The sequence below is a fragment of the Chryseobacterium sp. CH25 genome (genome assembly GCF_004119455.1).
Classification (GTDB): domain Bacteria; phylum Bacteroidota; class Bacteroidia; order Flavobacteriales; family Weeksellaceae; genus Chryseobacterium.
Map to the genome: position 1 here is coordinate 699,595 of NZ_NRQT01000001.1, position 23,756 is coordinate 723,350.

The window sequence follows — 23,756 nt, forward strand, 5'->3', positions numbered from 1 at the left end:
TCGTCTAAATATAGGCATCTGCACAAATGAGTTACGATTTAGAACAAGAGAACAAAGAGATCCTTGCTAGATATAAGGATCTGATTTCTAACACATACAGGACGCTGGATGAGGAAAACAACAAACTTATCCGGAAAGCATTCGATATTGCATTGGATGCTCATAAGGACCAAAGAAGAAAATCCGGCGAGCCTTACATCTACCACCCAATCGCTGTAGCTAAGATTGTAGCAACAGAAATCGGTTTGGGTGCTACTTCTATTGCCTGTGCACTGCTGCATGATGTGATTGAGGACTCTGACTACACTTATGAGGATCTGAAAAAGATTTTTGGTGAGAAAATCGCCAGTATTGTGAATGGATTAACCAAAATATCCATCATGAATCATCAGAATATCTCTGTACAGTCAGAAAACTACAGAAAATTACTGCTTACACTATCTGAGGATTTCAGAGTTATTCTGATTAAAATTGCAGACCGTCTTCACAATATGAGGACACTGGAAAGCATGGCTCCGGACAAGCAGAAAAAAATTGCTTCAGAAACAGTTTATATCTATGCACCAATGGCTCACCGTCTTGGTTTGTATAATATCAAATCTGAGCTGGAAGACCTTTCTTTAAAGTACAATAATCCTGAGGTATACAATGAAATTACGGAGAAATTGGAATTGGCCAAAGAAAGCCGTGAAAGATATATTGAAGAATTCAAAACTGAAGTTTCTGAGCGACTGAAAGAAGAAGGCTTAAATTTCACCATCAAAGGCCGTGCAAAAGCAATTTCTTCTATTTACAGAAAAATGCTGAAGCAGGGAGTTTCTTTTGAAGAGGTTTTCGATAACTATGCCATCAGAATTATCTATAAATCGGATGCTAAAAACGAGAAATTCCTGGCTTGGAAGATCTACTCCATTGTTACGGACGTTTATCACAGTAACCCGTCAAGAATGCGTGACTGGATCACCCAACCCCGTTCTACAGGTTATGAAAGTTTACATTTAACCGTTCTTGGGCCTGATAAAAAATGGATTGAAGTACAGATCCGTTCAGAACGAATGGACGAAATTGCTGAAAAAGGGGTTGCAGCACATTATAAATACAAAGAAGGTTATAAACAAAGTTCTGATGACCGTAATTTTGAAAAATGGGTTACGGAGATCCGTGAAGTCCTTGAACAGCAGCAGAACCTTTCCACTTCTGAACTTTTGGATAATATCAAACTGAACCTTTATTCAAAAGAGGTATTTGTATTTACGCCAAAAGGGGAAATTAAGATCCTGCCAACCAACGCCACCGCACTGGATTTTGCCTTTTCAGTTCACTCCGATCTGGGAATGAAGTGTTTGGGAGCAAAAATCAATGGAAAGCTGGTTCCTATTTCCTACGTTCTTCAAAATGGAGATCAGGTAGATATTCTGTCTTCCCAAAATCAGAAGCCTAAGTCTGACTGGCTGGAATTTGTAGTGACTTCCAAGGCTAAATCCAAGATTAAAAGTTACCTGAATTCCCAGAAAAATCAGCTGGTGGAAGAAGGAAAGGAAACTTTACAGAGAAAACTGCGTCATGCGAAAATCAATTTCAATGATGAAGAAATTAATAAATTACAGAAGTTCTTTAATTTAAAATCATCACAGGAGCTGTTCCTTAAATTCCAGACCAATGAGCTGGATGCAAGCAGCTTAAGAAAATATATTGAAAGTAAAAACGTATTCAACAACTTACTTTCCAGATTCAGAAAATCCCCGTCCAAAAACACTCATTACGAGGAGCCGAAAGAGCAAAACCTTGATATGATTGTCTTTGGAAAGGATGAAGAAAGGCTGAATTATACCTATGCAAAATGCTGTACGGTAATTCCGGGAGACAAAATCTTCGGATTTATTACCATTTCTGATGGAATCAAGGTACACAGCGATAACTGTCCGAATGCCATTAACCTTAGAGCACAATATGACTACCGTGTTATTCCTGCTAAGTGGGTAAATGAAGAAAGCTTCAAAAACCGAGTAAAAATCGAAATTGAAGGTCTTGACAGAATGGGTATGATTAACGATATCACAACGGTCATCAGTGGAAGTATGGGAATGGACATGAAAAGTATGTCTATTGAATCCAACAATGGAGTTTTTACCGGAAACATCAATCTTGAAGTCAAGAATAAGGGGCAATTGGAGGAAACCTTCAAGAAGCTCAAGAATATTAATGGAGTCTCCAGAGTGAGACGACTACAATCATAAACATGAATTTATCACTTTATTTTAAAAAATTTTTCAACAACAGTCAGGCCTCAGGAATCATCCTTATTTTCTGCGTGCTTATTTCATTACTTATCGCGAACTCTTCTATTGCAGGAAGTTTTCAGAACTTTTTAGATCAGGAAGTAGGGACTCACCTTTTTGACCTGAATTATCCTGTCAGCATCTGGATTAATGATGGTCTTATGGCCGTATTCTTCCTTTTGGTAGGATTGGAAATTAAAAGGGAGCTTGTAGAAGGCGAACTTTCTTCTTTTAAGAATGCTTCATTACCTATTTTTGCTGCAGTAGGCGGAATGCTTGTACCGGCAGTTATTTACAGTATTTTCAATGCCGGAACGGAATACAGCAATGGCTGGGGAATTCCGATGGCTACTGATATTGCTTTCTCTTTAGCTATTATTTCAATGCTAGGAAAGAAAATTCCTAATTCAATCAAAATATTCCTGGCAGCACTAGCTATTGTAGATGATCTGGGAGCTATTCTTGTGATCGCTATTTTTTATACTGATCAGATTCACTGGAGCTACCTTCTACTCTCTTTTGGAGTAACAGCACTTTTGTTTATTCTGAATTTTTTAAAAGTTACCAAAACAATATTTTATATTATTCCGGGATTATTTTTATGGTATTTCCTGCATCACTCCGGAATTCACGCAACAATAGCAGGAGTTTTACTGGCTTTTTCTATTCCTACCAATGCATCTAATGTTGAAATTTCACCTCTGGAAAAACTGGAACATCAGCTGCATATTCCCGTAAGCTTTTTAATCATGCCTGTTTTTGCCTTAACGAATACCAATATTACGTTTTCAAATGAAATGGTGGCAGGCGTTACAAGCACATTAGGATTAGGAATTATCTGCGGACTGATTCTTGGAAAACTCATCGGAATTAACTTATTCTCTTTGATCGCCATCAAATTAAAGCTTAGTTCTTTACCACAAAACAGTAACTGGACTCAGATGATTGGCGTAGGTCTTCTGGCCGGAATTGGATTTACCATGTCCATTTTTATTGCCTTATTATCATTTAAAGGAGAAATTGTAATTCAGGATGAAGCTAAATTTGCTATTCTGATTGCTTCTTTTATTGCAGCAATTCTAGGATTTACAATCTTAAGTCTAAGTTCTAAAGGAAATATGGAACCGGAAGAAGATTAATTCTTCTTCTGGTCTCCCAACCTTCTTCTGTGTTCTTCATCACTTTCAAAATTTGGCTCTGTAACCTGAGCGTGATAATGAACCGTTTCTTTCTGAATTTCATCAGACAGTAACTTTTCTATTCTTAGCTTTCTGATCGCCATATTCAATTCATTTCCGAAGAGTAAAAGATATACATTTACATTCACCCAGACCATCAACAGGATCATGCTGCCGATGGATCCGTAAAGAACGTTATAACGGGCAATATCTTTCACATAGATCGCAAAAATATAAGTAGTAACCACAAATAATATGGTTGTAAGGATTGCTCCCGGAACAGCCTGTCTGAATCTTGTAATTTTCACAGTGCCCAACCAGTAAAACAGGGTTAAAAGAATAAAATAAAACAGTGGAAACGAAACAAATCCAATAATACGTGAAAGGTTATCTACCAGCCAGCTTACATCATAAGCCGGAGTAAAAAGCTTCATAACAACTTCTACATAATAGACTCCAAAAAGGGCTAAAAATACAATAGTAATAAAGCCTATTGTAATAAAAAATGAGAGGATAAATTCCTTCACATCACTTAGCTTTTCTTCTGTATTTTCATTGAATCCGTTAATCAGGGAGAAAGTACCGTTGGTTGCAAAAATAAGTGCCAATATGATGGTAAGGTTACTGATTCCTTTCATATTGGGGATAATATTGGTTTCAATATAACCTCTCACATCTCCTTCCATATTGGATGGGAAAACATTATGCATCAGCACATCAAAAATATAGAATTGAAGCTTGTCATAATGCGGCATATAAGGCAGTACAGAAAGCAGAAAAAGAATAAAAGGGAATAAACTGATGGTAAAGCTCCAGGAAATTGCGGCGGCTTTTCGCCCTATTTTTCCTTTAAAAATCCCGGAGATATAAATCTGAAACATCTGCCAAAGCGATATTCCCAAAACAGGAATATGGATGTCATCAAAAAACTCCTGAACCTTCAGGATAAATCTGGGAACCTTTACACTCATCTATTGCTGCAATTTTGTGATTAGCCAAAAGATCAAATATTAAAAAACATGAGTTTTTAAAGATATTTTCTTGATCTCTACTACAAATATAAACATTTTCCCTCTCCTGTCTCCCAATGTAAATTATATAGAATAGCGACTTATCTGCATTCACTATAAAATTCAGAACCATTTCCCTTTTATAACTATGATCCTTTTCAGATTAACTGTAAACTATTAAAATAATTAAAAAATGTATTTACACAGTGATTCTTTAAATTGTTGTAAATAATATACAGTAATTTGAAATATTTATCCCCAAGCTACAACCGGTAAAAATCACTATCTTTGCCGCCTGAAACTTCTTACAATGCGAATCAGTTTACTTTGTATCGGCAAAACGGACGATAAGGAAATTACATCTCTTATTAATTATTACCTGAACCGTCTTCCCAAGCACTGGAATTTTGAAATTACCGAGATTCCTGATGTTAAAAATGCCAAGAACCTGTCATCGGATCTCCTTAAAAAAGAAGAAGCCAAACTTTTCCTTAATCATATTGATAAAAATGATCTGGTTGTTATTCTTTACGAAAAAGGGAAACAGTTTACCAGCCGTGAATTTTCTCAGAAAATAGATACCTGGATGAACTCTTCTGTAAAAAAAGTCCATATCCTGATTGGAGGAGCTTACGGCTTTTCAGAAGATATGTATAGCAGAGCCAATGAAAAGATGTCATTATCAAAAATGACTTTTACTCATCAGATGATCCGCCTTTTTATTGTGGAACAGCTTTACCGTGCAGATCAGATCCTTCAGGGAAAGCCTTATCATAATGATTAAAAGTCACTTTCTTAAACTGTAAAAACAGATTATCCTTTTAAACCGATCTGTCTTTTAGCCTCTCCTACCACAAACGCTACAGAATTGGCAATATTAAAGCTTCTAATCAGTTTTGACATCGGAATGGTTAAATGGTTTTCAAATTGGTCTAAAACGTCTTGGCTCAGTCCAACACTTTCTTTTCCGAATACCAGCCAGTCACCATCCTGAAAATCATTTTCCAGATATGACTTTTCAGCATGTGAACTCATCAAGAAAACACGTGATGGGTCCGGGATGCTTTTTATCCATTCCTCTACATTTTCATATTCAGTAACATCAAGATGTACCCAGTAATCCAATCCGGATCGCTTCAGGTTTTTATCATTAATTACAAATCCGAAGGGGTGAACCAAGTGCAGTTTACATTCTGTTCCCACACATAAGCGACCGATATTTCCCGTATTGTTAGGGATCTCAGGTTCTACAAGAACGACATTTAACATGTATATTTTTTATATGAATAAAAAAACAGCTAAAGATAAGTACTAAACTATATTCAGCTGTTTTATATTGATGATTTCAATTTAAAATAAGTACTATTTTTTAACGCATTTAGCGTAATAATCCGCTAATACAGCTTTCTCATACCCTAAACTAACAGCTCTGTCAAGGTTTTCACAGGCTTCTTTTGGCTTTGCTGTATTAAACAGGATCAGTGCTTTCGTTACATATGCCTGGGAAAATTTCGGATCAATGGACATCGCCTTGTTAACATCTGCAAGGGCTTCCTTATTTCTTTTCATTTTCAGATAAACATCTGCTCTTCCGCTATACAGTAGTGACTCCGGCTTTTCAGCAATAAGTTTATTATAATCTTTCAATGCTTCTTCCAGTTCCCCATGATTTTTTTCAGATTAGCTAACCCGGTTTTGGCATAAATATTATCCGGAGCAAAAGTGAGAATATGGTTAAGATCTGCCTTAGCCAACTCTTTCTTATCCTGAATTTCATAGATTTTGGAACGTGTAAGATACAGATCAGCACTTTTATCATCTACTTTAAGTCCGCTTTCAATATATTCCAGAGCTTTTTTCTTATCTCCTTTCTGGCTGTATAATGAAGAAAGGTTTTCATATACGGAAACAGACATCGGATTGGTTTTTAAAGCCATATCATATGATTTCAAAGCAAGATTGGGTTTTCCTAATCTTCTTTGCGCTGTTCCCAGATAATTATAATATTCTGATTGAATTTTTCGGATCTGCTCTTTATCTGCCAGTTTGGAATATTGTTCTTCAGCACATTTATAATCTGCTTTTTTAAAACATTCTTCAGCTATTTTTTTATCCTGGGCAAAGAAATTCAGAGAGAGACTGACTGCAGCTAAAACTAATAAAGATTTTTTCATGAAGTTATATTTTGTTTGTTGATTACTTTTTTGGCAAGTGCACCAAATATCACTCCCAATAAAGATCCAACAAACGCCCCCACCAAAATATCAATTGGAAAATGCACTCCTAAATATATTCGGCTGTAGGAAACCACTATAGCCCATACAAATATAGCATAAGGAAACCATTTAAGTTTATTTTTAAGCAAAATACTTAAAAAGGCGGCTAAAAAGAATGTATTGGACGCATGTGCAGAATAAAATCCATACTGTCCACCACATTTCACGATTCTCATATAATGTTCCAGACTTGGATCATGACATGGTCTTAACCTTGCCACTCCGTATTTGAATACACTTGCCAGCTGGTCTGAAACCGTAGCTCCCAGTGCTAAAAATATAAGAATAAAAACTAAAGATTTTAGTTTGTAATTTTTGTATAAAAAATAGAGGAATATAATATAAAGCGGAACCCAGATCCATGTGCTGGAAATCAACATCCAGAACTGATCAAAGGCCGGATCGCCCAAATTATTAAGGTATAGAAATACCTGCTTATCTTCCTGAATAATTTCCTCCATACATTATCTGCTTACAGGCCCTTCGTAAGTTTCATCATCGGCAGGCTTTGGTTTTGGAGGTTCCTGAGTAGTAGAAGCAGGTTCTGTAAGAATATCTTTTTCAATATCCTTCATCGGATTAAAATCTTTGGCAGCATCTTTTACTTTCTCAATTTCGCGTTTAATCTCAGAAACAGGGTTATCTGTTTCCTTCATGATCTCAGTTTTGATATCTTCCACTGCACCACGCATTTTTCTAACACCTGCACCTAAGTCACGCGCAATCTGAGGCAGTTTATCCGGACCGAATAATACAACGATTGCTATTGCAATCAATGCCATTTCTCCAATGCTTAATTCCATGCTGTAAAATTACGAAAGATTATACATTTATTTGCTGTAAACTAAAAATTTAAACAAATTTTAAGATTTTGAGTAAAAGACAGGTTTAAAGTTCAAGGTTTATTGTTTAGGGTTTAATGTTTATAGTTGTATATCTTTAAATCCTAATCGCCTTTTTTTCTTCTATTACCTAAGCTTTTTCTTCTATTGTCTCTGACAATTACTTCTTTTTCCAAACTCCTTTTCTAAACAGTTTTCATTATCAAATTAACAAATAATTAATTCAAAATATTGAGAATTACACAACATTTAATTATATTTACTACACACAACCTAAATTAAAAATATTATGAAAAAACTAGTTACTGCCTTTAAATTTATGGCCGTATTATCGGCACTGACACTCAACAGCTGTAGTGATGAGAACAGTGAAATCACAAAACAGGAAACTGTTCAGACCAAACTTACCACTGCTGACCTGCAAAAAGAAACCACCTCTATTTCACAAACCATTCCCGGTACTGTACAGGCCCAGTTAGATGAATCTCAAAAAAGTCTTGAAAAATATCTGAAAAGCGATTTGCAGATTGCCGGTGTAAAAGTAATTGGACAAATTTCAACCCAAAAAGGGATTGAGATTTCCAAAAGCCTTATTACTGATAAAGACCAATTTATTGCGATAGGAAACCTTATGGATCTTTCTACAGTAAAATTAGGAAGAATTAATGATCTTTATGTAGGTGATGATCTGAACACTGCTCAAACCGGATTAAAAGAAATGATGACTGAAGAAATAAAAACAGGAACCAACGTAATGGAAGTGATCTGGAGCAATAAAAACGGGAAATTTACAAGTCTTTGTTTCTATAATGATTCCGGAATTATCTGGGATAATGTGCTTGGTGGTCTGATTGTGATGGACACAAGAGGAACGGTAGAAAATTCAAATGCGGGAGCCACTGCAAAAGTAGCATCCAAATGGTATAAGGAATGGTGGACAGCCAGCTGGCTTTGGGGATCTAAAAGAGGTGAAATGGGTTATCAGATTACGATTTACTATACCGGTTCATCTGTATCCAATGCAGATGTTAATGACTGGGCCAACATCAGCTTAGGAAAAGCAAAAAGTGAAAGCAAGGTTACGAAAAAAACGGGTGCTTACGGACAATGCCAATATGCGTTAGGACTCTGTACTCCAACAGGATCTTTAAGCTTTAATGCCAGTAAATTCTCGGTATCATTCTCTGGATTAGGCAGTAATATGGTAAGCAATGGAGTAAAATCATTATATCCTTAGTTTCATAGAATATAAAATTTTTAAATGATAAAGGGAAGTCTGTTAACAGCTTCCCTTTATTTATTCGATTCTAATCAATGATATTTTTATATTTTCTGTTTCAGAAGTTCTATGGCATTTTCTTTCAGACCAAATACATCTGTCATTATTTGGAACAGCTGAGTATCACTTTCAATAGAAACTGATTCTTTCTCCCCTTCTTTTTCCTGATATTTAATATCTGATTATTAAAAGTATATCTTGCATTTTCATCTACCTTTGAAAAGACCAGATTTTTTCTGAAATTAGACTCAGGATGAGTAGCCAGATACCAATTGCAGATATCAAGATCAAGAGATTCTACATGTTCAAGCTCAAAACGATAAACCGGTAACCACTTTTCTCTCCAGGTCCAGAGTATATAGGCTCCATTTTTCTGTGAGATTTTAAACTCTTCATTAGGAGTCTGCTGTGGTTCTTCTTCATCAAGAAGTAAAGGACTGGTGAGTGTTGCTGTTCCGAAACCACAGTCTACAAGATATTTTTGATCATTTAATTCAACAATCAGTAATAAATGGGTTTTGGCAGCACTACTGTTTTCATCTCTCAGCCACACTACTCTACCCAACTGCAGCTGGACTTTAAATCCTAAATATCTCAGCACTTCACTCAAGAGTAGATTCTGCTCATAACAATAACCGCCTCTGGACTCGATAACCAATTTTCGGAAAATATGTTCTGAATCCAATGAAGGAACAATCCCTGTATAAGAATCTATATTTTCAAAAGGGATATATTGAGGATGCAGCTGATGGATTCTTTTCAAAGTCTCCATATTTGCTCCAAAATCACCGGAATAGTGAATTCTTTTGAAGTATTTTTCTAATTTTAAATCTTCCATAATTAGAATTTAAGCAATAGCTACATTACAGTATCTCTCTAGTTTTATTATATCTTCCCTTTCTTCTTAAAAGCAGAATAAGTTATGACTACACTAATAGCCATTAAAACAAATGCAAGGAAAAATGGAGCACCTGAAAATTTGAAAGGCGCTTCATCATGCGTAAAGAAGTAGAAAAGGTTAGTCATCATGGGCGGACCAATAATTGAAGTTGCACTCATTAAACTGGTTAACGCTCCTTGAAGCTCACCTTGCTCATTGGAAGGAACACTTTTCGTAATCACAGACTGTAAAGCCGGACCACAAATTCCTCCTAAACAGTAGGGAACTAAGAAAGCAAACATCATCCAGCCTTCTGATGCAAAAGCAAACAATAACAGTCCTATTGCATACATGGTAAGACCGTAGTAAATACTCTTCTGCTCTCCCAGCCTTGGGGTAGTCCATCTGATTAAAAGTCCCTGTACCAAACCTACAAGCAAACCTACAACGCCCAATGAAATTCCCACCATTCTTTCTGTCCAGTTGAATTTATACATGGTAAAGAAGCTCCAGTTACTCTGTACAGCATGCCCCGCAATATAAATCAAAATCAATGCGGTAATAAGTCCGGAAATTTCCGGATGTTTTCCTAAGAATTTGAAAGAACCTACTGGGTTAGCTCGTTTCCAATCAAACTCTCTTCTTTTATCTTTATCTAAACTTTCAGGAAGAATAAAATAACCATAAAGGAAATTAAGAAGGCATAAGCCTGCAGCTGCATAAAAAGGAACTCTTGCACCATAATGTCCTAAAACACCTCCCAGCACAGGTCCTATAATGAAACCAAGACCAAAGGCCGCTCCTATCAGTCCAAAGTTTTTTGCTCTGTCTTCGTCCGTAGAAATATCTGCAATATAAGCACTTGCAGTAGTTACACTTGCTCCGGTAATTCCCGCAATAATTCTTCCCAGAAACAGCCACCAAATACTTGGAGCCAGTGCCAGGAAAATATAATCCACCGCAAAACCGAAAAGCGAGATCAGAATAACAGGTCTGCGCCCGTATTTGTCACTTAGGTTTCCTACCAATGGAGAAAAAATAAACTGCGTAAATGCATAGGCAAATCCCAACCAGCCACCATATTTTGCGGCCTCACTGATATCTGCATGAATTAACTCTTCAATTAATTTAGGAACCACAGGAATAATGATTCCCCATCCCGTAATATCAATCAGTAAAGTAATAAATATAAAGCCTATAGCTGCTTTTTTCTTTGAATTTTCCATGATGGTGCAAAATTAATCAAATCTTAAAAATAATGGTTCTAAATTTTATGATATTAAAGAAGTATAATATTGAATGACAGAATTATATTAAAAAACGATTTGCTTTTATATTATTTCCAACAAGTTAAAGAACGAACAATTAAAAATTTGGCAACCATAAAATAAAAAGATCTGATTTCAGATACAGAAAATTATTCAAAAAATCACAAGTGAGGATTATTAAGCAAAATAAAGAGCTAACGGGAAATAAAAAAAGCCTTTCTTTCGAAAGGCTTTTACTAATTTATTGTAGTTTGTATTATTTTGAAGCAAGTACTTCTTTATCGGAAGTAGTCTTCCCATGTACTTCATCTTCTTTTCCTTTCTTAAGGAAGTCATAAGCAATTGCCGATGCAATAAAGATAGATGAATAAGTACCGAATCCAATACCGATTAACATAGCAAACATGAATCCTCTTAGGTTATCACCACCAAAGATGAAGATCGCAAGGATCACTAAGATTGTAGTGAATGAAGTGTTGAATGTTCTACCCAATGTACTTGAAATAGAGTCATCAAACAATCCAGCTAACGTTAAAGATTTCTTCTCTCTCAGATATTCTCTAATTCTGTCGAAGATAATTACCGTATCGTTGATTGAGTATCCTAATACAGTAAGGATCGCCGCAATGAAATCCTGATTGATCTCCATGTTGAACGGCATGTATTTATGAAGTAATGAATACGTTCCTAAAATAATAACCGCATCGTGGAATAATGCTGCTACAGCACCTAAAGAGAACTGCCATTTTCTAAATCTGAATAAGATATAGATAAAGATACCAGCCAATGCAGCAACTACTGCAAGGATACCGTGAGTCTGGATATCATCAGCTACAGTAGGTCCTACTTTTTCAGATGAAATAATACCCGCGTGGTCTTTGTCTGCAGATTTGAAGTCATTTAAAGTGATCGTAGAAGGAAGGTCTCCTTTTAATCCTTCGTATAACTTCTGCTCAATAGTCTGGTCAGCTTTTAAAGATTCATCTTCAATAAGGTAATCTGTTGAGATTTTCAACTGCTTAGAGTTTCCGAAAGTTTTAGCTTCTACAGAAGAGTTCTTACCATCTTCAGTTTTGAATAGTTTTACTAATTTTTCTTCAACATCGTTAGCGTTAACTTCTTTATCGAATCTTACTACATAGTTTCTACCTCCGGTAAAATCAATACCATATTTGAAACCGTGAGTAAACATTGATACTAAACAGATCACTGTTAATACAGCGGATACAATGTATGCATATTTTCTCTTTCCAATGAAGTCAATCCAAGTATTTCTAAATAAGTTCTTCGTAGGTGGAGTCCATACAGAAAGATGTTTTCCTTTATTCAGTCTGTGGAAAATCATCACTCTTGATAATAATACAGAAGTGAACAATGTCATGATAATACCGATCATCAACGTTAATGCGAAACCTTTAATAGGTCCTGTTCCGAAGAAGAACAACACAACTGCTGTTAATAACGTAGTAGAGTGACCATCAATAATCGCACTTAAGGCGTGTTTGAAACCGTCCTTATAAGCTTCTAAGATGCTCTTACCGGCAAATAATTCTTCTTTCGTTCTTTCATAGATAATTACGTTCGTATCTACCGCCATAGCCATCGTTAATACGATACCAGCGATACCAGGAAGCGTAAGAGTGAAGTCTCCGGAATCCATAATTCCGAAAATATAGAAAAGGTTAATTACCATTGCAATTACAGCGTACACCCCTGCACCACCGTAATAGAAAATGATATAAACAATGATAATTAAGAATGCGATTGCAAATGAAATCATACCTGCGTTGATAGATTCCTGTCCTAATGAAGGACCTACCTGAGTAGCCTGAACTACTTTAGCACCTGCAGGTAATTTACCAGCACCTAAAACGTCTACCAATTCTTTAGCTTCTTCCTGAGAGAAGTTACCAGAGATTTGAGTTCTCCCGTTAGGGATAGCACCTACAACGTTTGGAGCAGTGTATACTCTGTTATCAAGTGTTACAGCTACTGGTTTTCCAACGTTTTTCTCAGTTAAAGTTTTCCATTCTTTAGCACCTTTAGAATCCATCTGCATGTCTACCACTACTCTTCCAAGTTCGTCATAGCTAATGTTTGCAGTTTCTACGGCACCGTCTACCGGAGCTTTTTGGTTGATGTTACTTCTGATCGCATACAATACCAAATCATCAGGACTTGTAGATTCAGGTTTGTAACCCCACATGAACTGTGTATATTTAATGTTTGCAGGACGTAAAGCCATACCTACTTTGCTGTTCAAGATTTTGTTTACAGCAGCAGTATCAGACAATTTTACGTTGGCAACACCATTAGTTCTTAATTTGTCAAGCTGTAAAAGGTTCATGAAGTTCACATTCTTTGCAACTCCCATAGAATCTCCTTTTGCAGCAACCATAGTTGTTAATGTCTGGAAATAAGGGGCCATTTCAGGAATTTGCTGTACTTCCCAGAACTGAAGTTTTGCAGAAGTCTGAAGCATTTTCTTTACCTTATCGATGTCCTTCATACCAGGCATCTCTACAGAAATTCTAGCTGTACCAGGTACTCTCTGAACGTTTGGCTGGATTGCTCCAAGCTTATCAATTCTCGTTCTGATTACCTCGAAAGCTGTTCCTACAGAAAGATCAATTCTTCTCTTAACAATACTTTTTACCTGCTCATCAGTAGTATTATACTTGATCTCAGATAAAGTTGTGTTTCCGAAAAGTTCCGGATCAGCAAGCTTTAGGTTTGTACCTTTTGCTTTGTTAACCGCATCGAACTGTTCAAAGAAATTGTCGATGTAAGATTTTGTTGAGTTTTTCTGAGCTTCATCAGTCTTGTTTAAAGCCTCAATAAGAACAGGATTTGTAGAATAATTGGTTAAATCATTTACCAAATCTCTCTGGTTGATTTCCAATAGAACGTTGATCCCTCCTTTTAAGTCAAGACCTAGTTTCATTTCCTTGTCCTTAGCTTTAGAATAATAAAGCTTCGTATACCCAAGATTAAGAGTATCTTCCTTGATTCGTTTGATCTCTTTCTCGTTTCCTTTCGCAGCTTCGATCTGCGATTCAATTTTGCTGGCGTACCAGGTTGGTAATAGCTCGTTTAAGCAAATCAACCCCAGGACAATAGCAACAATTGTAATAAGTCCTTTTCCTTGCATTTTGTTATAACTACGTTAAATTAAGTCGGCAAATATAATGATTTTCTTGTATTTTATGAATTTTTAACAACAGAAATGGTTTATTTTCAGATATATCAGTATTCTGATTTCCATTTAAGATTTAACAATTATTTCATAGTATCATAGCGAAGTTTTCAAAATTTAATTGGTATAAAATTTTCATTCATAGATCAACACCTTAACTATCACAATATTATGAAAAATCTACTTTTTAGCCTAAGTATCTTTTCTTCCTTAATTGTTAATGCTCAAAGCATTAATTTGGTGGAATTTGCCACCGGATTAACCAGTCCGGTCGAGATTACAAACGCCAACGACAGCCGGTTATTTGTGGTTCAACAGAACGGAATGATAAAAATAATTCAGCCTAATGGGACAATTAACCCAACAAATTTTCTGAATATTTCCTCAAAAATTACTTTTAATGGGGAAAGAGGACTTTTAGGACTTGCCTTTCATCCACAATACTCAACCAATGGGTATTTTTTTGTGTATTATAACAACACAGCAGGAAATATTATTCTGGCAAGATATAGTGTTAATCCCACCAATCCGGATGTAGCCGATCCCAATTCTGAAAAAATCCTTTTGAACATTCCCAAACCTTTTGCTAACCATAACGGCGGAAGTATTCATTTTGCTCCTGACGGAAAACTTTGGGCGGTAACCGGTGACGGCGGAAGTGGCGGAGATCCCAATAACAATGCTCAGAATAAAAATGTATTGCTAGGAAAAATGCTGAGAATAGATGTGAATGCCACAGACCCAACTCCATACAATATTCCATCCGACAATCCTTTTGTAGGTGCTGGTATTGATGGTGCCGATGAAGTTTGGTCCTACGGACTTCGAAACGCCTGGAAGTTTTCATTTGACCTCACCACCGGAAATGCCATGATTGCAGATGTAGGCCAGGGAGCCATAGAAGAGATCAACAAAATGCCTATATCACAGGCAGGAATCAATTACGGATGGCGCTGTTACGAAGGAAATAACGCTTACAACACTGCAGGATGCGCTGCACAGTCTACTATGACATTTCCTGTCGCCGTGTATGATCATTCCGGTGGAAAATGCTCTATTACGGGTGGTTATGTTTACAGAGGTACCCAATATTCATCACTTCAGGGAAAATATTTCTTTGCCGATTATTGTTCTAATCAGATAGGGATCCTGAACACAGATAATTCAATCATATGGACATCTCCCTATAGCGGAAACGGTTTTTCTTCTTTTGGACAGGATTCTCAAAAAGAGCTTTATGTAGCAGGAGTAGAAAGTGGAAAAATTTTTAAAATTACAACCGGAACATTAGGTACTCGTGAGAATGATCTTTCAGAAGCTATCAAAATTTATCCCAATCCCGCTTCAAAAGAAATTTTCATCAGTGGAATTAAAGACAAAAACGTAAGAGCAGAGATCATCAGTGCAGACGGACGAAAAGTTTTAGCAACAGATCACATCACTAATGAAAAAGGGATTAATATTTCGGAAATTCCTGCCGGGGTTTATTTTATCAATCTGAAATCCGGAGAGTATAAGTCTTACAGTCAGAAAATTGTTATTAAATAATATTCCTAACTGTAAACGAAACGCAATGATATTTGTAAATAAGTAGCAAAAAAAATCCACAAAGGAATTTCACTCAACTGTTTTATCGCCACGAATGCACAAATATTTTTGTATCATGGAACTGAATCAGACTTTTTATATAATTAAAATTACACATGCAGTTTGTCATTCCGTAGGAATCCAGATCCTTCTATTTCAATAGGCTATGTTGAGATTCCTGCGGAATGACAATACATTAAATAAAAAATATTCGTGCATTCGTGGCTAAAATAAAAAAGCGATTCAGTGTTGAATCGCTTTTGTTTTATATCGTCATCGAGAAGATTCTCGTTTCCGGCTTATTTCTCATCATTCTGAGATCAAAAACCATGGCTACATTTCGGGTGAAAGCTCTCCCCGCTTCTGTAATCTTGATTTCCTTACCTGAAATTTCTACCAATCCATCATTTTCCATTTCCTTCAGCATGTCTAATGCATTATCAAGCTCAGGGAATGAATTATCTATAGTGAAAGTGGTTTCAAGCTGACACATTAAATTTAAAATATGTCTTCTTACAATTAAGTCTTCTTCATTCAAAACGTGACCTTTCACAACAGGGATTTTACCTTCTTCTACCATTGTCTGATATTCTTCCACCGTTTTCACATTCTGAGCAAAAGCATACCATGAATCTGAAATAGCAGACATTCCAAGTCCTACCATCAGCTGGGTATTGCTTGAAGTATATCCCATAAAGTTTCTGTGAAGCTTTTTATGGATCAGAGATTGGTATAAATCATCATGTTCTAAAGAGAAATGATCCATCCCTACCTCAATATATCCTAAATCCTGAAGCAGTTTTTTACCATCTTCATATAAACGACGCTTTTCTTCTCCACTTGGAAGGTCATTTTCATCAAAACCTCTCTGTCCTACTCCTTTTACCCATGGAACGTGTGCATAAGAATAGAATGCTAATCTGTCCGGTTTCAGCTCCATTGTTTTTCTGATGGTATTTTCCATGGCTTCCCAAGTCTGATGTGGAAGTCCGAAAACCAAATCATGGCTGATTCCTCTGTATCCAATTTCTTTAGCCCATTCTGTTACGTTTTTTACGTTTTCAAAAGGCTGAATTCTGTTAATCGCTTTCTGTACTTTAGGATCATAATCCTGAACTCCGAAGCTTACTCTCCTGAATCCAAGATCATATAAAGTCTGAAGGTGTTCCTTCGTAGTGTTGTTCGGATGCCCTTCAAACGAAAACTCAGGATGTTCTGCAATGTCTACGGTTGAAAAAATTCCACCTAACAACGTTTTCAGATTTTCCGGAGAGAAAAATGTAGGAGTACCACCACCAAGATGTAATTCTTTTAATTTTGGCTTTTCATTAAAAAGCTCAAGATAAAGTTTCCATTCCTTTAAAACACTTTCCAGATAAGGAACTTCAACACTGTGTTGTTTCGTAATACGTTTATGACATGCACAGAATGTACACAAAGCCTCGCAGAAAGGCAAATGGATATAAATAGAAATTCCCTCCTCTGCATTGCTTTCATGAAACGACCTGATTACGCTCTCCTTCCAACTTTCCGGTGAAAATGTAGAATCATCCCAATATGGAACGGTAGGATAAGACGTGTAACGAGGTCCGGGAATATTATACTTATCTATTAAAGAATTCATTTTGAAAATAAAATTTTATAAGGTGAGGAAGTTTAACATCATTAAAATTCCATCCTACAAAATTAACCATTAGTTATGAATTTTAACCTATGAATTATATTAGGTTATAGTTTAGAATGAGTCTAAATACACTGTTTAAACCTGTTATGGTGATAATGATAAATTCTATCGGTTTTATTTATTTTTTTGATCTGAATTCAGGTATCAATTAAAAATTCTTTATTCAGGTTCAAAACAGTCATCTTATTGTATTGTCATTACCAAAATCCTGTCCTTTCCTGCAAAAACTGCTCTATTCCCGTCAATCCACTGCCCAACATACAATCCTTTTTCATCAGAAATCTTCTTCCATGTCTTTCCAAAGTCTGAAGAGTAACTGATATGCTGATCTCCCACAGCAATCATTTCCTTCCCTTTTGTACCCGGTTTAATTTTCACACAGGTCATATATCCTGCATTCTGCCCTGAAGCCTGAATCTGCCAGGTTTCTCCACCATCATGGGTAGTTGCAATATTATTCACATTAGCATTCTGTTTAGTGTAATCCCCACCTACAGCCACTCCAAATTGGTCATCATAAAAATCTATCGAATACATTCCCTGTGAAGATTCCCCCTGAATGAAAGGTGTATTGAAAACTTCCAGTTTTTCATTCTTTAGATTCAGCCTTATAATTCTTGAAGCTTTTCCACCTGTTGCAATCCAAACATTTTTTTTCGTAGAAGAAATATTGGTATTACTGGCTGCAAAAGCTGCTTCACCTTCATTCAGCTTTACATTATTTTTAAACATTCCCCATTTACCGTCTTTATAAACTGCCAATTTTAATAACAAATCACTGTCTGAATCACTAAAGGTATATGCCAGCTTATCATTCACAAAATGCAGAGCATCATAAAATGCGGTTTTTGCAGAGTCTGTATAAACAATCTGTGATTTCAGATCTTTTTTATCAATCTTGAAGAAACGGGCCGGGCTTACAATATTGATTGCATAAAATGAATTCTTATCCTGTCCCAGGGTTCTGAACTCAAGTTTATCATCAGAAAGTTTAATCTGTTTTTGATTTTTAGTATCCTTCAAATCCACAAACCCAAATTTGGATTCCGAACCGCTGTACCAGACTTTATTATCATAGAGCTCAAGGGCTCTGATGCTTATTTTATCATTAAGAATTGTTTCAATATTTTCTACCTGTTGAGAAAACGCAAGCATTCCTACAGACAGAAATGCAATGGAAAGAATCTTTTTCATATATTTTAAGATAGGTTATTTTCAACAAAAAAACCGCCGAAGCGGTTTCTATATTATCTTATTAATCGTTCTGATATTTTTCAGGATTGTTTAGCTTACTGTTTGATTTTCCATAAAGGAAATATACCAGCCCTCCTAAGCACAACCAAACTGCAGAAAGTTCTAGTGCGTGAGCACTTAGACGTGAAATCAAAAATAAATTGATAACTACTCCTAAAATCACCACTATTTTATAAGCAGGAACTTTGAAAGGTCTTATCAAACTAGGTTCTTTCTTTCTCATCACCCAAACAGCAATACAAACCAATGTAAATGCAAATAGGGTTCCGAAACTTGTCATATCCGCCAAAGTGGAAATAGGTGTAAATGCGGCAATAAACGCTACGATAACACCCAATAAAATAATTCCTTTATATGGTGTTTTTGTTTTCGGGTGAAGCTCTCCAAAGAATCTAGGAATTAACCCATCTTTTGCCATTCCGATAAAAATTCTGGATTGCCCCATCATCATTACCATTACGACAGAAATCAATCCTACTGTAGCTGCGATAGTTACAACGTTACTTGCCCAGTGTTTTCCTGCAATTTCAAATGCATACGCTACAGGTGCTTTAATGGCATCAGGATATTTTCCATTCGGATTAAAGTCTGTATAATGCATCATCCCCGTTAATACAAGAGATACACAGATATATAAAGCAGTACAGATTAATAATGAAGCAATAATTGCAAATGGTACGTCTTTTTTAGGATTGATTGCTTCTCCAGCCTGTGTAGAAACGGCATCAAATCCAATATAAGCAAAGAAGATAGCAGCGGCACCGGAAATAATTCCTTGAATACCGTATGCGGAAAACAACTCTCCATCAGCATTCTTAATTGAAACCTGATCAGGGATAAAAGGTTTCCAGTTTTTCACACCTTCTGTTGCATTGTAAAGCTCAGGGTTTGAAAAAATAATATAAGCTCCTGCAATTACAACAAAGATAACAGCAGACGTTTTCATCAAAACAATCAGGTTATTAGCCCCTGCAGCTTCTTTGGTTCCTTTTACCAATAAGGCTGTAATCAGAAGAACAAGAATAAACGCAGGAAGGTTCATAGAGAAACCGCTTCCTGTATAACTTGCAGGATCTGACGTAAGATAAGCCGGCAGATGAACTCCAAAGATCTTTAAAAATTTAGTAAAATATCCGGACCAACTCACGGAAACGGCCATACTGGCCATGGCATACTCCAGAATGAGACACCAACCCATTGCCCATGCAAAAATTTCCCCTACTGTTCCGTAAGCATAAGCATATGCAGATCCTTCAACAGGAATAATTGAGGCAAACTCCGCATAACACAATGCTGCAAAAACGCAGGCAATTCCTGCTATAATAAAGGATATTGCAAGTGCTGGACCTGCGTGATAATAGGCTCCTGTTCCCGTAAGAACAAAGATTCCACCTCCAATGATAGCACCTACTCCTATTGCTGTTAAACTCCATTTTCCAAGGACTTTTTTCAGCTCACTTTTCTTCATATCTGCCTCATAGGCACTTAGTGGCTTTTTAACCCAAATTTTTGACATGTTTTTCTATTTATTTAAGGATTTACGAAAATATAAAAAATTTAGGAACTCCTACGTTTATCGTTAAACTTTCATCATTTATTTTACATTAAAGTCTTTAAAAGCACAAACATCACATTATAAAATTCATTTTAAAAAGTCCTATTTTTTGCTTATTTTTGATCGCATGAATTTATATGATCTTTTTGTAAAGCCTTATGAAAGCTACGATTCCTTACAGATTATACTGGAAGCATCGGGTGCAATTTTCGGAACTTTGAGCGTATATTTTTCCATTAAGAAAAATATATGGGTATACCCTACCGGCATTATTTCAACCCTGATCTATGTGTATATTCTTTTCAATTTCGGGTTACTGGGAGATTGTCTGATTAATGTATATTATACAATAATGAGTGTCTATGGCTGGATTCTATGGGCCAAAAATTCTGAAGATCATGTACACGTAGATGTCACGTGGGCCACTAAAAAAGAGTGGGTTTATGCCGTTATTCTTTTTATCCTGAGTCTCATACTGGTTACTTTCATCTATTATTATAAACCTTATATTGACAATCAGTTTTCAATGGTGGGAACCAACCTTGGATTATATCATTTGGATTGGGCAAACTGGATGGATATTTTTACAACTTCAATATTTTTAGTAGGAATGTGGTTTATGGCTAAACAGCGTATTGAGAACTGGATTTTCTGGATTATTGGAGATTTTATTTGTATGCCCATGATGATTTTTAAGGGTCTTGGTATCACTTCGGTTCAATATTTGGTATTTACTATAATGGCTATCTTAGGATACCTCAGTTGGAAAAAAAGTTTTAAAGAAAAAAAAGTACAATAAAGTTATGAAAAATTTATTCAAAATAGCAGTTAGTATCTTTGCTATAAGCACTTTAACATCTTGTCTTGCCTATACAGACGGTTATGGCAGCAATGGTTATGGTGACCCATACTATAACAACGGTTATTACTACGCTCCTTCCGGATATTACGGTAGTGGTGGGTATTATGGTAATGACGGGTATTATTATAGAAACAATATCAATTACTACTATGATAATGGTATGCCTTACTATTATGACAATTATAATAACTCCAGAAGAAAAGTATATGTAGAAAGAAAAACTGTAGTTACTTCACAAAGACCGAATAACGGTGTTGGTAACAGCGGATATAACGGAAGCTCCAATAATGGCAGCAGCGGTGGATTCAGAAATCCGAACAGTGGTTATCAGGGAAGCCAGAATAATCAAAGCAGTGGTGGTTTCAGAAACTCAAACGGTGGTTATCAAAACAACCGAGGAAATCAGAACAGTCAGAACAACCAAAGCAGCGGTGGATTCAGAAATTCAAACAGTGGTTATCAGGGAAGTCAGAATACTCAAAGCAGTGGTGGCTTCAGAAATTCTGGAAGCACAAATACAGGAAGATCTGAATCATCAAGTGGCGGATTCAGAAACAGTTCCAGCAGCAGCCAAAGCTCAGGTTCAAACAGACAACAGAGCAGTGGCGGCTTTAGATAGAACAATTATAAATAACGATTATAAATAAGGAAACGAACAGTTAACACTGTTCGTTTTTCATTTTAAATATACTAATTTTGTTTCTTCATTTTAGACAAAAAACAATATGGAATTTTATAAATATCAGGGTACAGGAAACGATTTTGTAATGATAGACAATCGTTCTGGGGAATGGGATGATCTTTCAATCGAAAATATACAGAAGCTTTGTGACCGCCGTTTTGGAATTGGTGCAGATGGACTTATTAAAATAAATACTGCAGACGGCTATGATTTTGAAGTTGATTATTATAATTCTGATGGTTCAAAGAGCTTCTGTGGAAACGGGGCCCGCTGTTCAGTAGCCTTCTCTTTTTTCCTTGATATCTTTGAAGACAACTGCAAATTCATCGCAATTGATGGTGAACATATTGCTGAAATCCATAACGGAATTGTAAAACTGAAAATGTCTGATGTAAATATAATTTCAAATGACGGAGAAGACAGTGTGATGGATACCGGCTCTCCACATTATGTAAAATACGTGGAAGATTTGGTAAATTATAATGTTTTTGCAGAAGGAAACGGCATCAGAAATTCGGAAAATTATAAAGAAAAAGGGATCAATGTCAACTTTGTGGAAAAAATTTCAGACAACGAGATTTTCGTAAGAACCTATGAACGAGGCGTTGAGAACGAAACTTACAGCTGCGGAACAGGAGTTACAGCTTCTGCTTTAACTTTTTTACAAAAAGACAATCTAACTTCCATAAAAGTTAAAACTTTGGGTGGAAATCTGAAGGTATATGCTGAAAAAGACGGTGATTCTTTCCGCAACATCTGGCTGGAAGGTCCCGCAAAGCAAGTTTTTAAAGGTAAAGTAGAGCTTCTTTAAAATCAGAAACTTTTAATCAATAATAATAGGAATGAAAAAAGCTATTCTCATTATCATTCTGCTCGTTTTTGTAGTAGCAGGATTTTTTGGATTGAGATTTTATAATAAATATTTTGGAAACAATGTAGAAAAGGACGGTTATATTCTGATCCCTCATAAGGCAAACTTTAATCAGATTATGGATTCTATTGCCCCATACATTAAAGACCGAGAATCATTTGAAACGGTGGCTAAAGATAAAGGTCTTGCTGCTAATTTTAAAGCGGGACGTTATCATATCCAAAGTGGGAAAGGAAATACAGATCTTGTTAATATGATTAAAGCAGGTAACCAGACTGCAAACTCTTTCAGAATCGGAGATTTTGGAGATATGTATCAGATGATTGGAAAGGTTACCAAAAAACTGAGCTGGATTCTCTTCATTTTGTAAATGATCTTAATGTGGTGGCACAGGAAAAAGGATATAAAGATATTGAAGATCTGAAAAAGTATTTCTTTATTGACACTTATAATTTTTTCTGGACAGTAAGCCCAAGAGAATTTTTTGCAAAATTTGAAGACCAGTATAATGAATTCTGGACCAGTGAAAGAAAAAATAAAGAACAGCAGTCAGGACTTTCAAGAGAACAAATTTATGCCCTTGCGTCTATTGTATATAAAGAATCAGGCGGAAAGAAAGACGAAATGAAAACCATTGCAGGTTTATATTTAAACCGTTACAGAAAAGGGATGAAACTTCAGTCTGATCCAACTGTAATTTATGCAATCAATAAGCAGACAAACTTTAAAGAACCAATTAAAAGAGTATTTTATAAACATTTGTCTACTCCATCTCCATACAACACTTACGCTAATGCAGGAATCCCACCAGGCCCCATCTGCGTAGTGGATAAAAACTCTGTAGACGCTGTTTTAAATGCAGAAAACAACAATTATATATTTATGTGTGCAGATCCTGCAAGATTTGGATATCATAAGTTTACAGCAAGTGCAGAAGAACACGCTGTAAATGCAAAAGCTTATCAGGACTGGCTCAATTCAAAAAATATAAAATAAGCTTAGCAGACACCCGTATTTTATAAATAAAAAACAATAATTAAATCATAATATTTT

General features: G+C 36.0%; 20 protein-coding genes and 1 pseudogene. 9 read left to right on the forward strand and 12 right to left on the reverse strand.

Features of this window, described 5'->3' with window-relative positions; all coding sequences use genetic code 11:
• The first annotated feature begins 26 nt into the window (after positions 1 to 26).
• The gene (locus BOQ64_RS03110; protein WP_129056120.1) at positions 27 to 2,237 is read left to right on the forward strand and encodes a RelA/SpoT family protein; all 2,211 of its coding nucleotides are present in this window, start codon (positions 27 to 29) and stop codon (positions 2,235 to 2,237) included.
• A 2-nt stretch (positions 2,238 to 2,239) separates the two neighbouring features.
• A complete protein-coding gene (gene nhaA, locus BOQ64_RS03115; protein ID WP_129056118.1) occupies positions 2,240 to 3,418 on the forward strand; it encodes a Na+/H+ antiporter NhaA in 1,179 nt (392 codons plus the stop codon).
• Here the strand turns inward: nhaA and BOQ64_RS03120 are convergent.
• Entirely contained in the window at positions 3,415 to 4,428 is a 1,014-nt protein-coding gene (locus BOQ64_RS03120; RefSeq protein WP_129056116.1) for a YihY/virulence factor BrkB family protein, read from the reverse strand. The two genes, nhaA and BOQ64_RS03120, sit on opposite strands and share 4 nt — an antisense overlap.
• Positions 4,429 to 4,777: 349 nt before the next feature.
• Between BOQ64_RS03120 and BOQ64_RS03125 the strand changes: the two genes are divergently transcribed.
• A complete protein-coding gene (locus BOQ64_RS03125) occupies positions 4,778 to 5,251 on the forward strand; it encodes a 23S rRNA (pseudouridine(1915)-N(3))-methyltransferase RlmH (RefSeq protein WP_129056114.1) in 474 nt (157 codons plus the stop codon).
• Between the two features lie 29 nt (positions 5,252 to 5,280).
• Here the strand turns inward: BOQ64_RS03125 and BOQ64_RS03130 are convergent, their stop codons facing one another.
• The 5 genes from BOQ64_RS03130 to BOQ64_RS03145 all read right to left on the reverse strand — a co-directional run bounded on the left by BOQ64_RS03130 (position 5,281) and on the right by BOQ64_RS03145 (position 7,546).
• Positions 5,281 to 5,736 carry a tRNA (cytidine(34)-2'-O)-methyltransferase gene (locus BOQ64_RS03130; RefSeq protein WP_129056112.1) on the reverse strand — a complete coding sequence of 152 codons (456 nt, stop codon included), beginning with the start codon at positions 5,734 to 5,736 and terminating at the stop codon, positions 5,281 to 5,283.
• Between the two features lie 93 nt (positions 5,737 to 5,829).
• A complete protein-coding gene (locus tag BOQ64_RS23640; protein WP_228448112.1) occupies positions 5,830 to 6,114 on the reverse strand; it encodes a tetratricopeptide repeat protein in 285 nt (94 codons plus the stop codon).
• Entirely contained in the window at positions 6,111 to 6,641 is a 531-nt protein-coding gene (locus tag BOQ64_RS03135) for a hypothetical protein (RefSeq protein WP_228448114.1), read from the reverse strand. Before BOQ64_RS03135 ends, BOQ64_RS23640 begins: the two co-directional genes overlap by 4 nt.
• Positions 6,638 to 7,204, reverse strand: a complete 567-nt coding sequence (locus BOQ64_RS03140; protein ID WP_129056111.1) for a phosphatase PAP2 family protein — start codon at positions 7,202 to 7,204, stop codon at positions 6,638 to 6,640. The genes BOQ64_RS03135 and BOQ64_RS03140 overlap by 4 nt, the downstream gene beginning before the upstream one ends.
• A gap of 3 nt (positions 7,205 to 7,207) precedes the next feature.
• A complete protein-coding gene (locus tag BOQ64_RS03145) occupies positions 7,208 to 7,546 on the reverse strand; it encodes a twin-arginine translocase TatA/TatE family subunit (protein WP_129056109.1) in 339 nt (112 codons plus the stop codon).
• 328 nt (positions 7,547 to 7,874) lie between these two features.
• Between BOQ64_RS03145 and BOQ64_RS03150 the strand changes: the two genes are divergently transcribed.
• The gene (locus BOQ64_RS03150) at positions 7,875 to 8,822 is read left to right on the forward strand and encodes a hypothetical protein (protein WP_129056107.1); all 948 of its coding nucleotides are present in this window, start codon (positions 7,875 to 7,877) and stop codon (positions 8,820 to 8,822) included.
• 145 nt (positions 8,823 to 8,967) lie between these two features.
• On the opposite strand, the gene BOQ64_RS03155 is transcribed toward BOQ64_RS03150, so the two are convergent.
• The 3 genes from BOQ64_RS03155 to secD all read right to left on the reverse strand — a co-directional run bounded on the left by BOQ64_RS03155 (position 8,968) and on the right by secD (position 14,163).
• Positions 8,968 to 9,702 (reverse strand): arylamine N-acetyltransferase family protein, encoded by a 735-nt coding sequence (locus BOQ64_RS03155; protein ID WP_129056105.1) that lies wholly within the window; start codon positions 9,700 to 9,702, stop codon positions 8,968 to 8,970.
• 47 nt (positions 9,703 to 9,749) lie between these two features.
• The gene (locus tag BOQ64_RS03160) at positions 9,750 to 10,970 is read right to left on the reverse strand and encodes a TCR/Tet family MFS transporter (RefSeq protein WP_129056103.1); all 1,221 of its coding nucleotides are present in this window, start codon (positions 10,968 to 10,970) and stop codon (positions 9,750 to 9,752) included.
• Between the two features lie 298 nt (positions 10,971 to 11,268).
• Positions 11,269 to 14,163 carry a protein translocase subunit SecD gene (gene secD, locus BOQ64_RS03165; RefSeq protein ID WP_129056101.1) on the reverse strand — a complete coding sequence of 965 codons (2,895 nt, stop codon included), beginning with the start codon at positions 14,161 to 14,163 and terminating at the stop codon, positions 11,269 to 11,271.
• 216 nt (positions 14,164 to 14,379) lie between these two features.
• Here secD and BOQ64_RS03170 point away from each other — a divergent pair, with 216 nt between their 5' ends.
• Positions 14,380 to 15,756, forward strand: a complete 1,377-nt coding sequence (locus tag BOQ64_RS03170) for a PQQ-dependent sugar dehydrogenase (RefSeq protein ID WP_129056099.1) — start codon at positions 14,380 to 14,382, stop codon at positions 15,754 to 15,756.
• A 304-nt stretch (positions 15,757 to 16,060) separates the two neighbouring features.
• Here BOQ64_RS03170 and hemN read toward each other — a convergent pair whose 3' ends face one another.
• The 3 genes from hemN to BOQ64_RS03185 form a co-directional block, all read right to left on the reverse strand.
• Positions 16,061 to 17,419, reverse strand: a complete 1,359-nt coding sequence (hemN, locus tag BOQ64_RS03175) for an oxygen-independent coproporphyrinogen III oxidase (RefSeq protein WP_129056097.1) — start codon at positions 17,417 to 17,419, stop codon at positions 16,061 to 16,063.
• 243 nt (positions 17,420 to 17,662) lie between these two features.
• Complete coding sequence (locus BOQ64_RS03180) at positions 17,663 to 18,673, reverse strand: WD40/YVTN/BNR-like repeat-containing protein (protein WP_129056095.1); 1,011 nt, start codon at positions 18,671 to 18,673, stop codon at positions 17,663 to 17,665.
• A 61-nt stretch (positions 18,674 to 18,734) separates the two neighbouring features.
• Positions 18,735 to 20,249 (reverse strand): amino acid permease, encoded by a 1,515-nt coding sequence (locus BOQ64_RS03185; RefSeq protein WP_129056093.1) that lies wholly within the window; start codon positions 20,247 to 20,249, stop codon positions 18,735 to 18,737.
• A gap of 166 nt (positions 20,250 to 20,415) precedes the next feature.
• Here BOQ64_RS03185 and pnuC point away from each other — a divergent pair, with 166 nt between their 5' ends.
• The 4 genes and pseudogenes from pnuC (at position 20,416) to mltG (ending at position 23,699) form a co-directional block, all read left to right on the forward strand.
• Positions 20,416 to 21,087: a nicotinamide riboside transporter PnuC gene (gene pnuC / locus BOQ64_RS03190; protein WP_129056091.1), complete on the forward strand. Its 672-nt coding sequence runs from the start codon at positions 20,416 to 20,418 to the stop codon at positions 21,085 to 21,087.
• Between the two features lie 4 nt (positions 21,088 to 21,091).
• On the forward strand, positions 21,092 to 21,769 hold the full coding sequence (locus BOQ64_RS03195; RefSeq protein ID WP_129056089.1) for a hypothetical protein: 678 nt from the start codon (positions 21,092 to 21,094) through the stop codon (positions 21,767 to 21,769).
• Between the two features lie 106 nt (positions 21,770 to 21,875).
• Entirely contained in the window at positions 21,876 to 22,643 is a 768-nt protein-coding gene (gene dapF, locus BOQ64_RS03200) for a diaminopimelate epimerase (RefSeq protein WP_129056087.1), read from the forward strand.
• 31 nt (positions 22,644 to 22,674) lie between these two features.
• A pseudogene (mltG, locus tag BOQ64_RS24660) lies at positions 22,675 to 23,699 on the forward strand (endolytic transglycosylase MltG).
• Positions 23,700 to 23,756: the final 57 nt, after the last annotated feature.

Bases quoted from the DNA above. Each gene is read 5' to 3' on its own strand.
- BOQ64_RS03110 (WP_129056120.1), top strand. From the start codon at position 27: ATGAGTTACGATTTAGAACAAGAGAACAAAGAGATCCTTGCTAGATAT.
- nhaA (WP_129056118.1), top strand. From the start codon at position 2,240: ATGAATTTATCACTTTATTTTAAAAAATTTTTCAACAACAGTCAGGCC.
- BOQ64_RS03120 (WP_129056116.1), bottom strand. From the start codon at position 4,428: ATGAGTGTAAAGGTTCCCAGATTTATCCTGAAGGTTCAGGAGTTTTTT.
- BOQ64_RS03125 (WP_129056114.1), top strand. From the start codon at position 4,778: ATGCGAATCAGTTTACTTTGTATCGGCAAAACGGACGATAAGGAAATT.
- BOQ64_RS03130 (WP_129056112.1), bottom strand. From the start codon at position 5,736: ATGTTAAATGTCGTTCTTGTAGAACCTGAGATCCCTAACAATACGGGA.
- BOQ64_RS03135 (WP_228448114.1), bottom strand. From the start codon at position 6,641: ATGAAAAAATCTTTATTAGTTTTAGCTGCAGTCAGTCTCTCTCTGAAT.
- BOQ64_RS03140 (WP_129056111.1), bottom strand. From the start codon at position 7,204: ATGGAGGAAATTATTCAGGAAGATAAGCAGGTATTTCTATACCTTAAT.
- BOQ64_RS03145 (WP_129056109.1), bottom strand. From the start codon at position 7,546: ATGGAATTAAGCATTGGAGAAATGGCATTGATTGCAATAGCAATCGTT.
- BOQ64_RS03150 (WP_129056107.1), top strand. From the start codon at position 7,875: ATGAAAAAACTAGTTACTGCCTTTAAATTTATGGCCGTATTATCGGCA.
- BOQ64_RS03155 (WP_129056105.1), bottom strand. From the start codon at position 9,702: ATGGAAGATTTAAAATTAGAAAAATACTTCAAAAGAATTCACTATTCC.
- BOQ64_RS03160 (WP_129056103.1), bottom strand. From the start codon at position 10,970: ATGGAAAATTCAAAGAAAAAAGCAGCTATAGGCTTTATATTTATTACT.
- secD (WP_129056101.1), bottom strand. From the start codon at position 14,163: ATGCAAGGAAAAGGACTTATTACAATTGTTGCTATTGTCCTGGGGTTG.
- BOQ64_RS03170 (WP_129056099.1), top strand. From the start codon at position 14,380: ATGAAAAATCTACTTTTTAGCCTAAGTATCTTTTCTTCCTTAATTGTT.
- hemN (WP_129056097.1), bottom strand. From the start codon at position 17,419: ATGAATTCTTTAATAGATAAGTATAATATTCCCGGACCTCGTTACACG.
- BOQ64_RS03180 (WP_129056095.1), bottom strand. From the start codon at position 18,673: ATGAAAAAGATTCTTTCCATTGCATTTCTGTCTGTAGGAATGCTTGCG.
- BOQ64_RS03185 (WP_129056093.1), bottom strand. From the start codon at position 20,249: ATGTCAAAAATTTGGGTTAAAAAGCCACTAAGTGCCTATGAGGCAGAT.
- pnuC (WP_129056091.1), top strand. From the start codon at position 20,416: ATGAATTTATATGATCTTTTTGTAAAGCCTTATGAAAGCTACGATTCC.
- BOQ64_RS03195 (WP_129056089.1), top strand. From the start codon at position 21,092: ATGAAAAATTTATTCAAAATAGCAGTTAGTATCTTTGCTATAAGCACT.
- dapF (WP_129056087.1), top strand. From the start codon at position 21,876: ATGGAATTTTATAAATATCAGGGTACAGGAAACGATTTTGTAATGATA.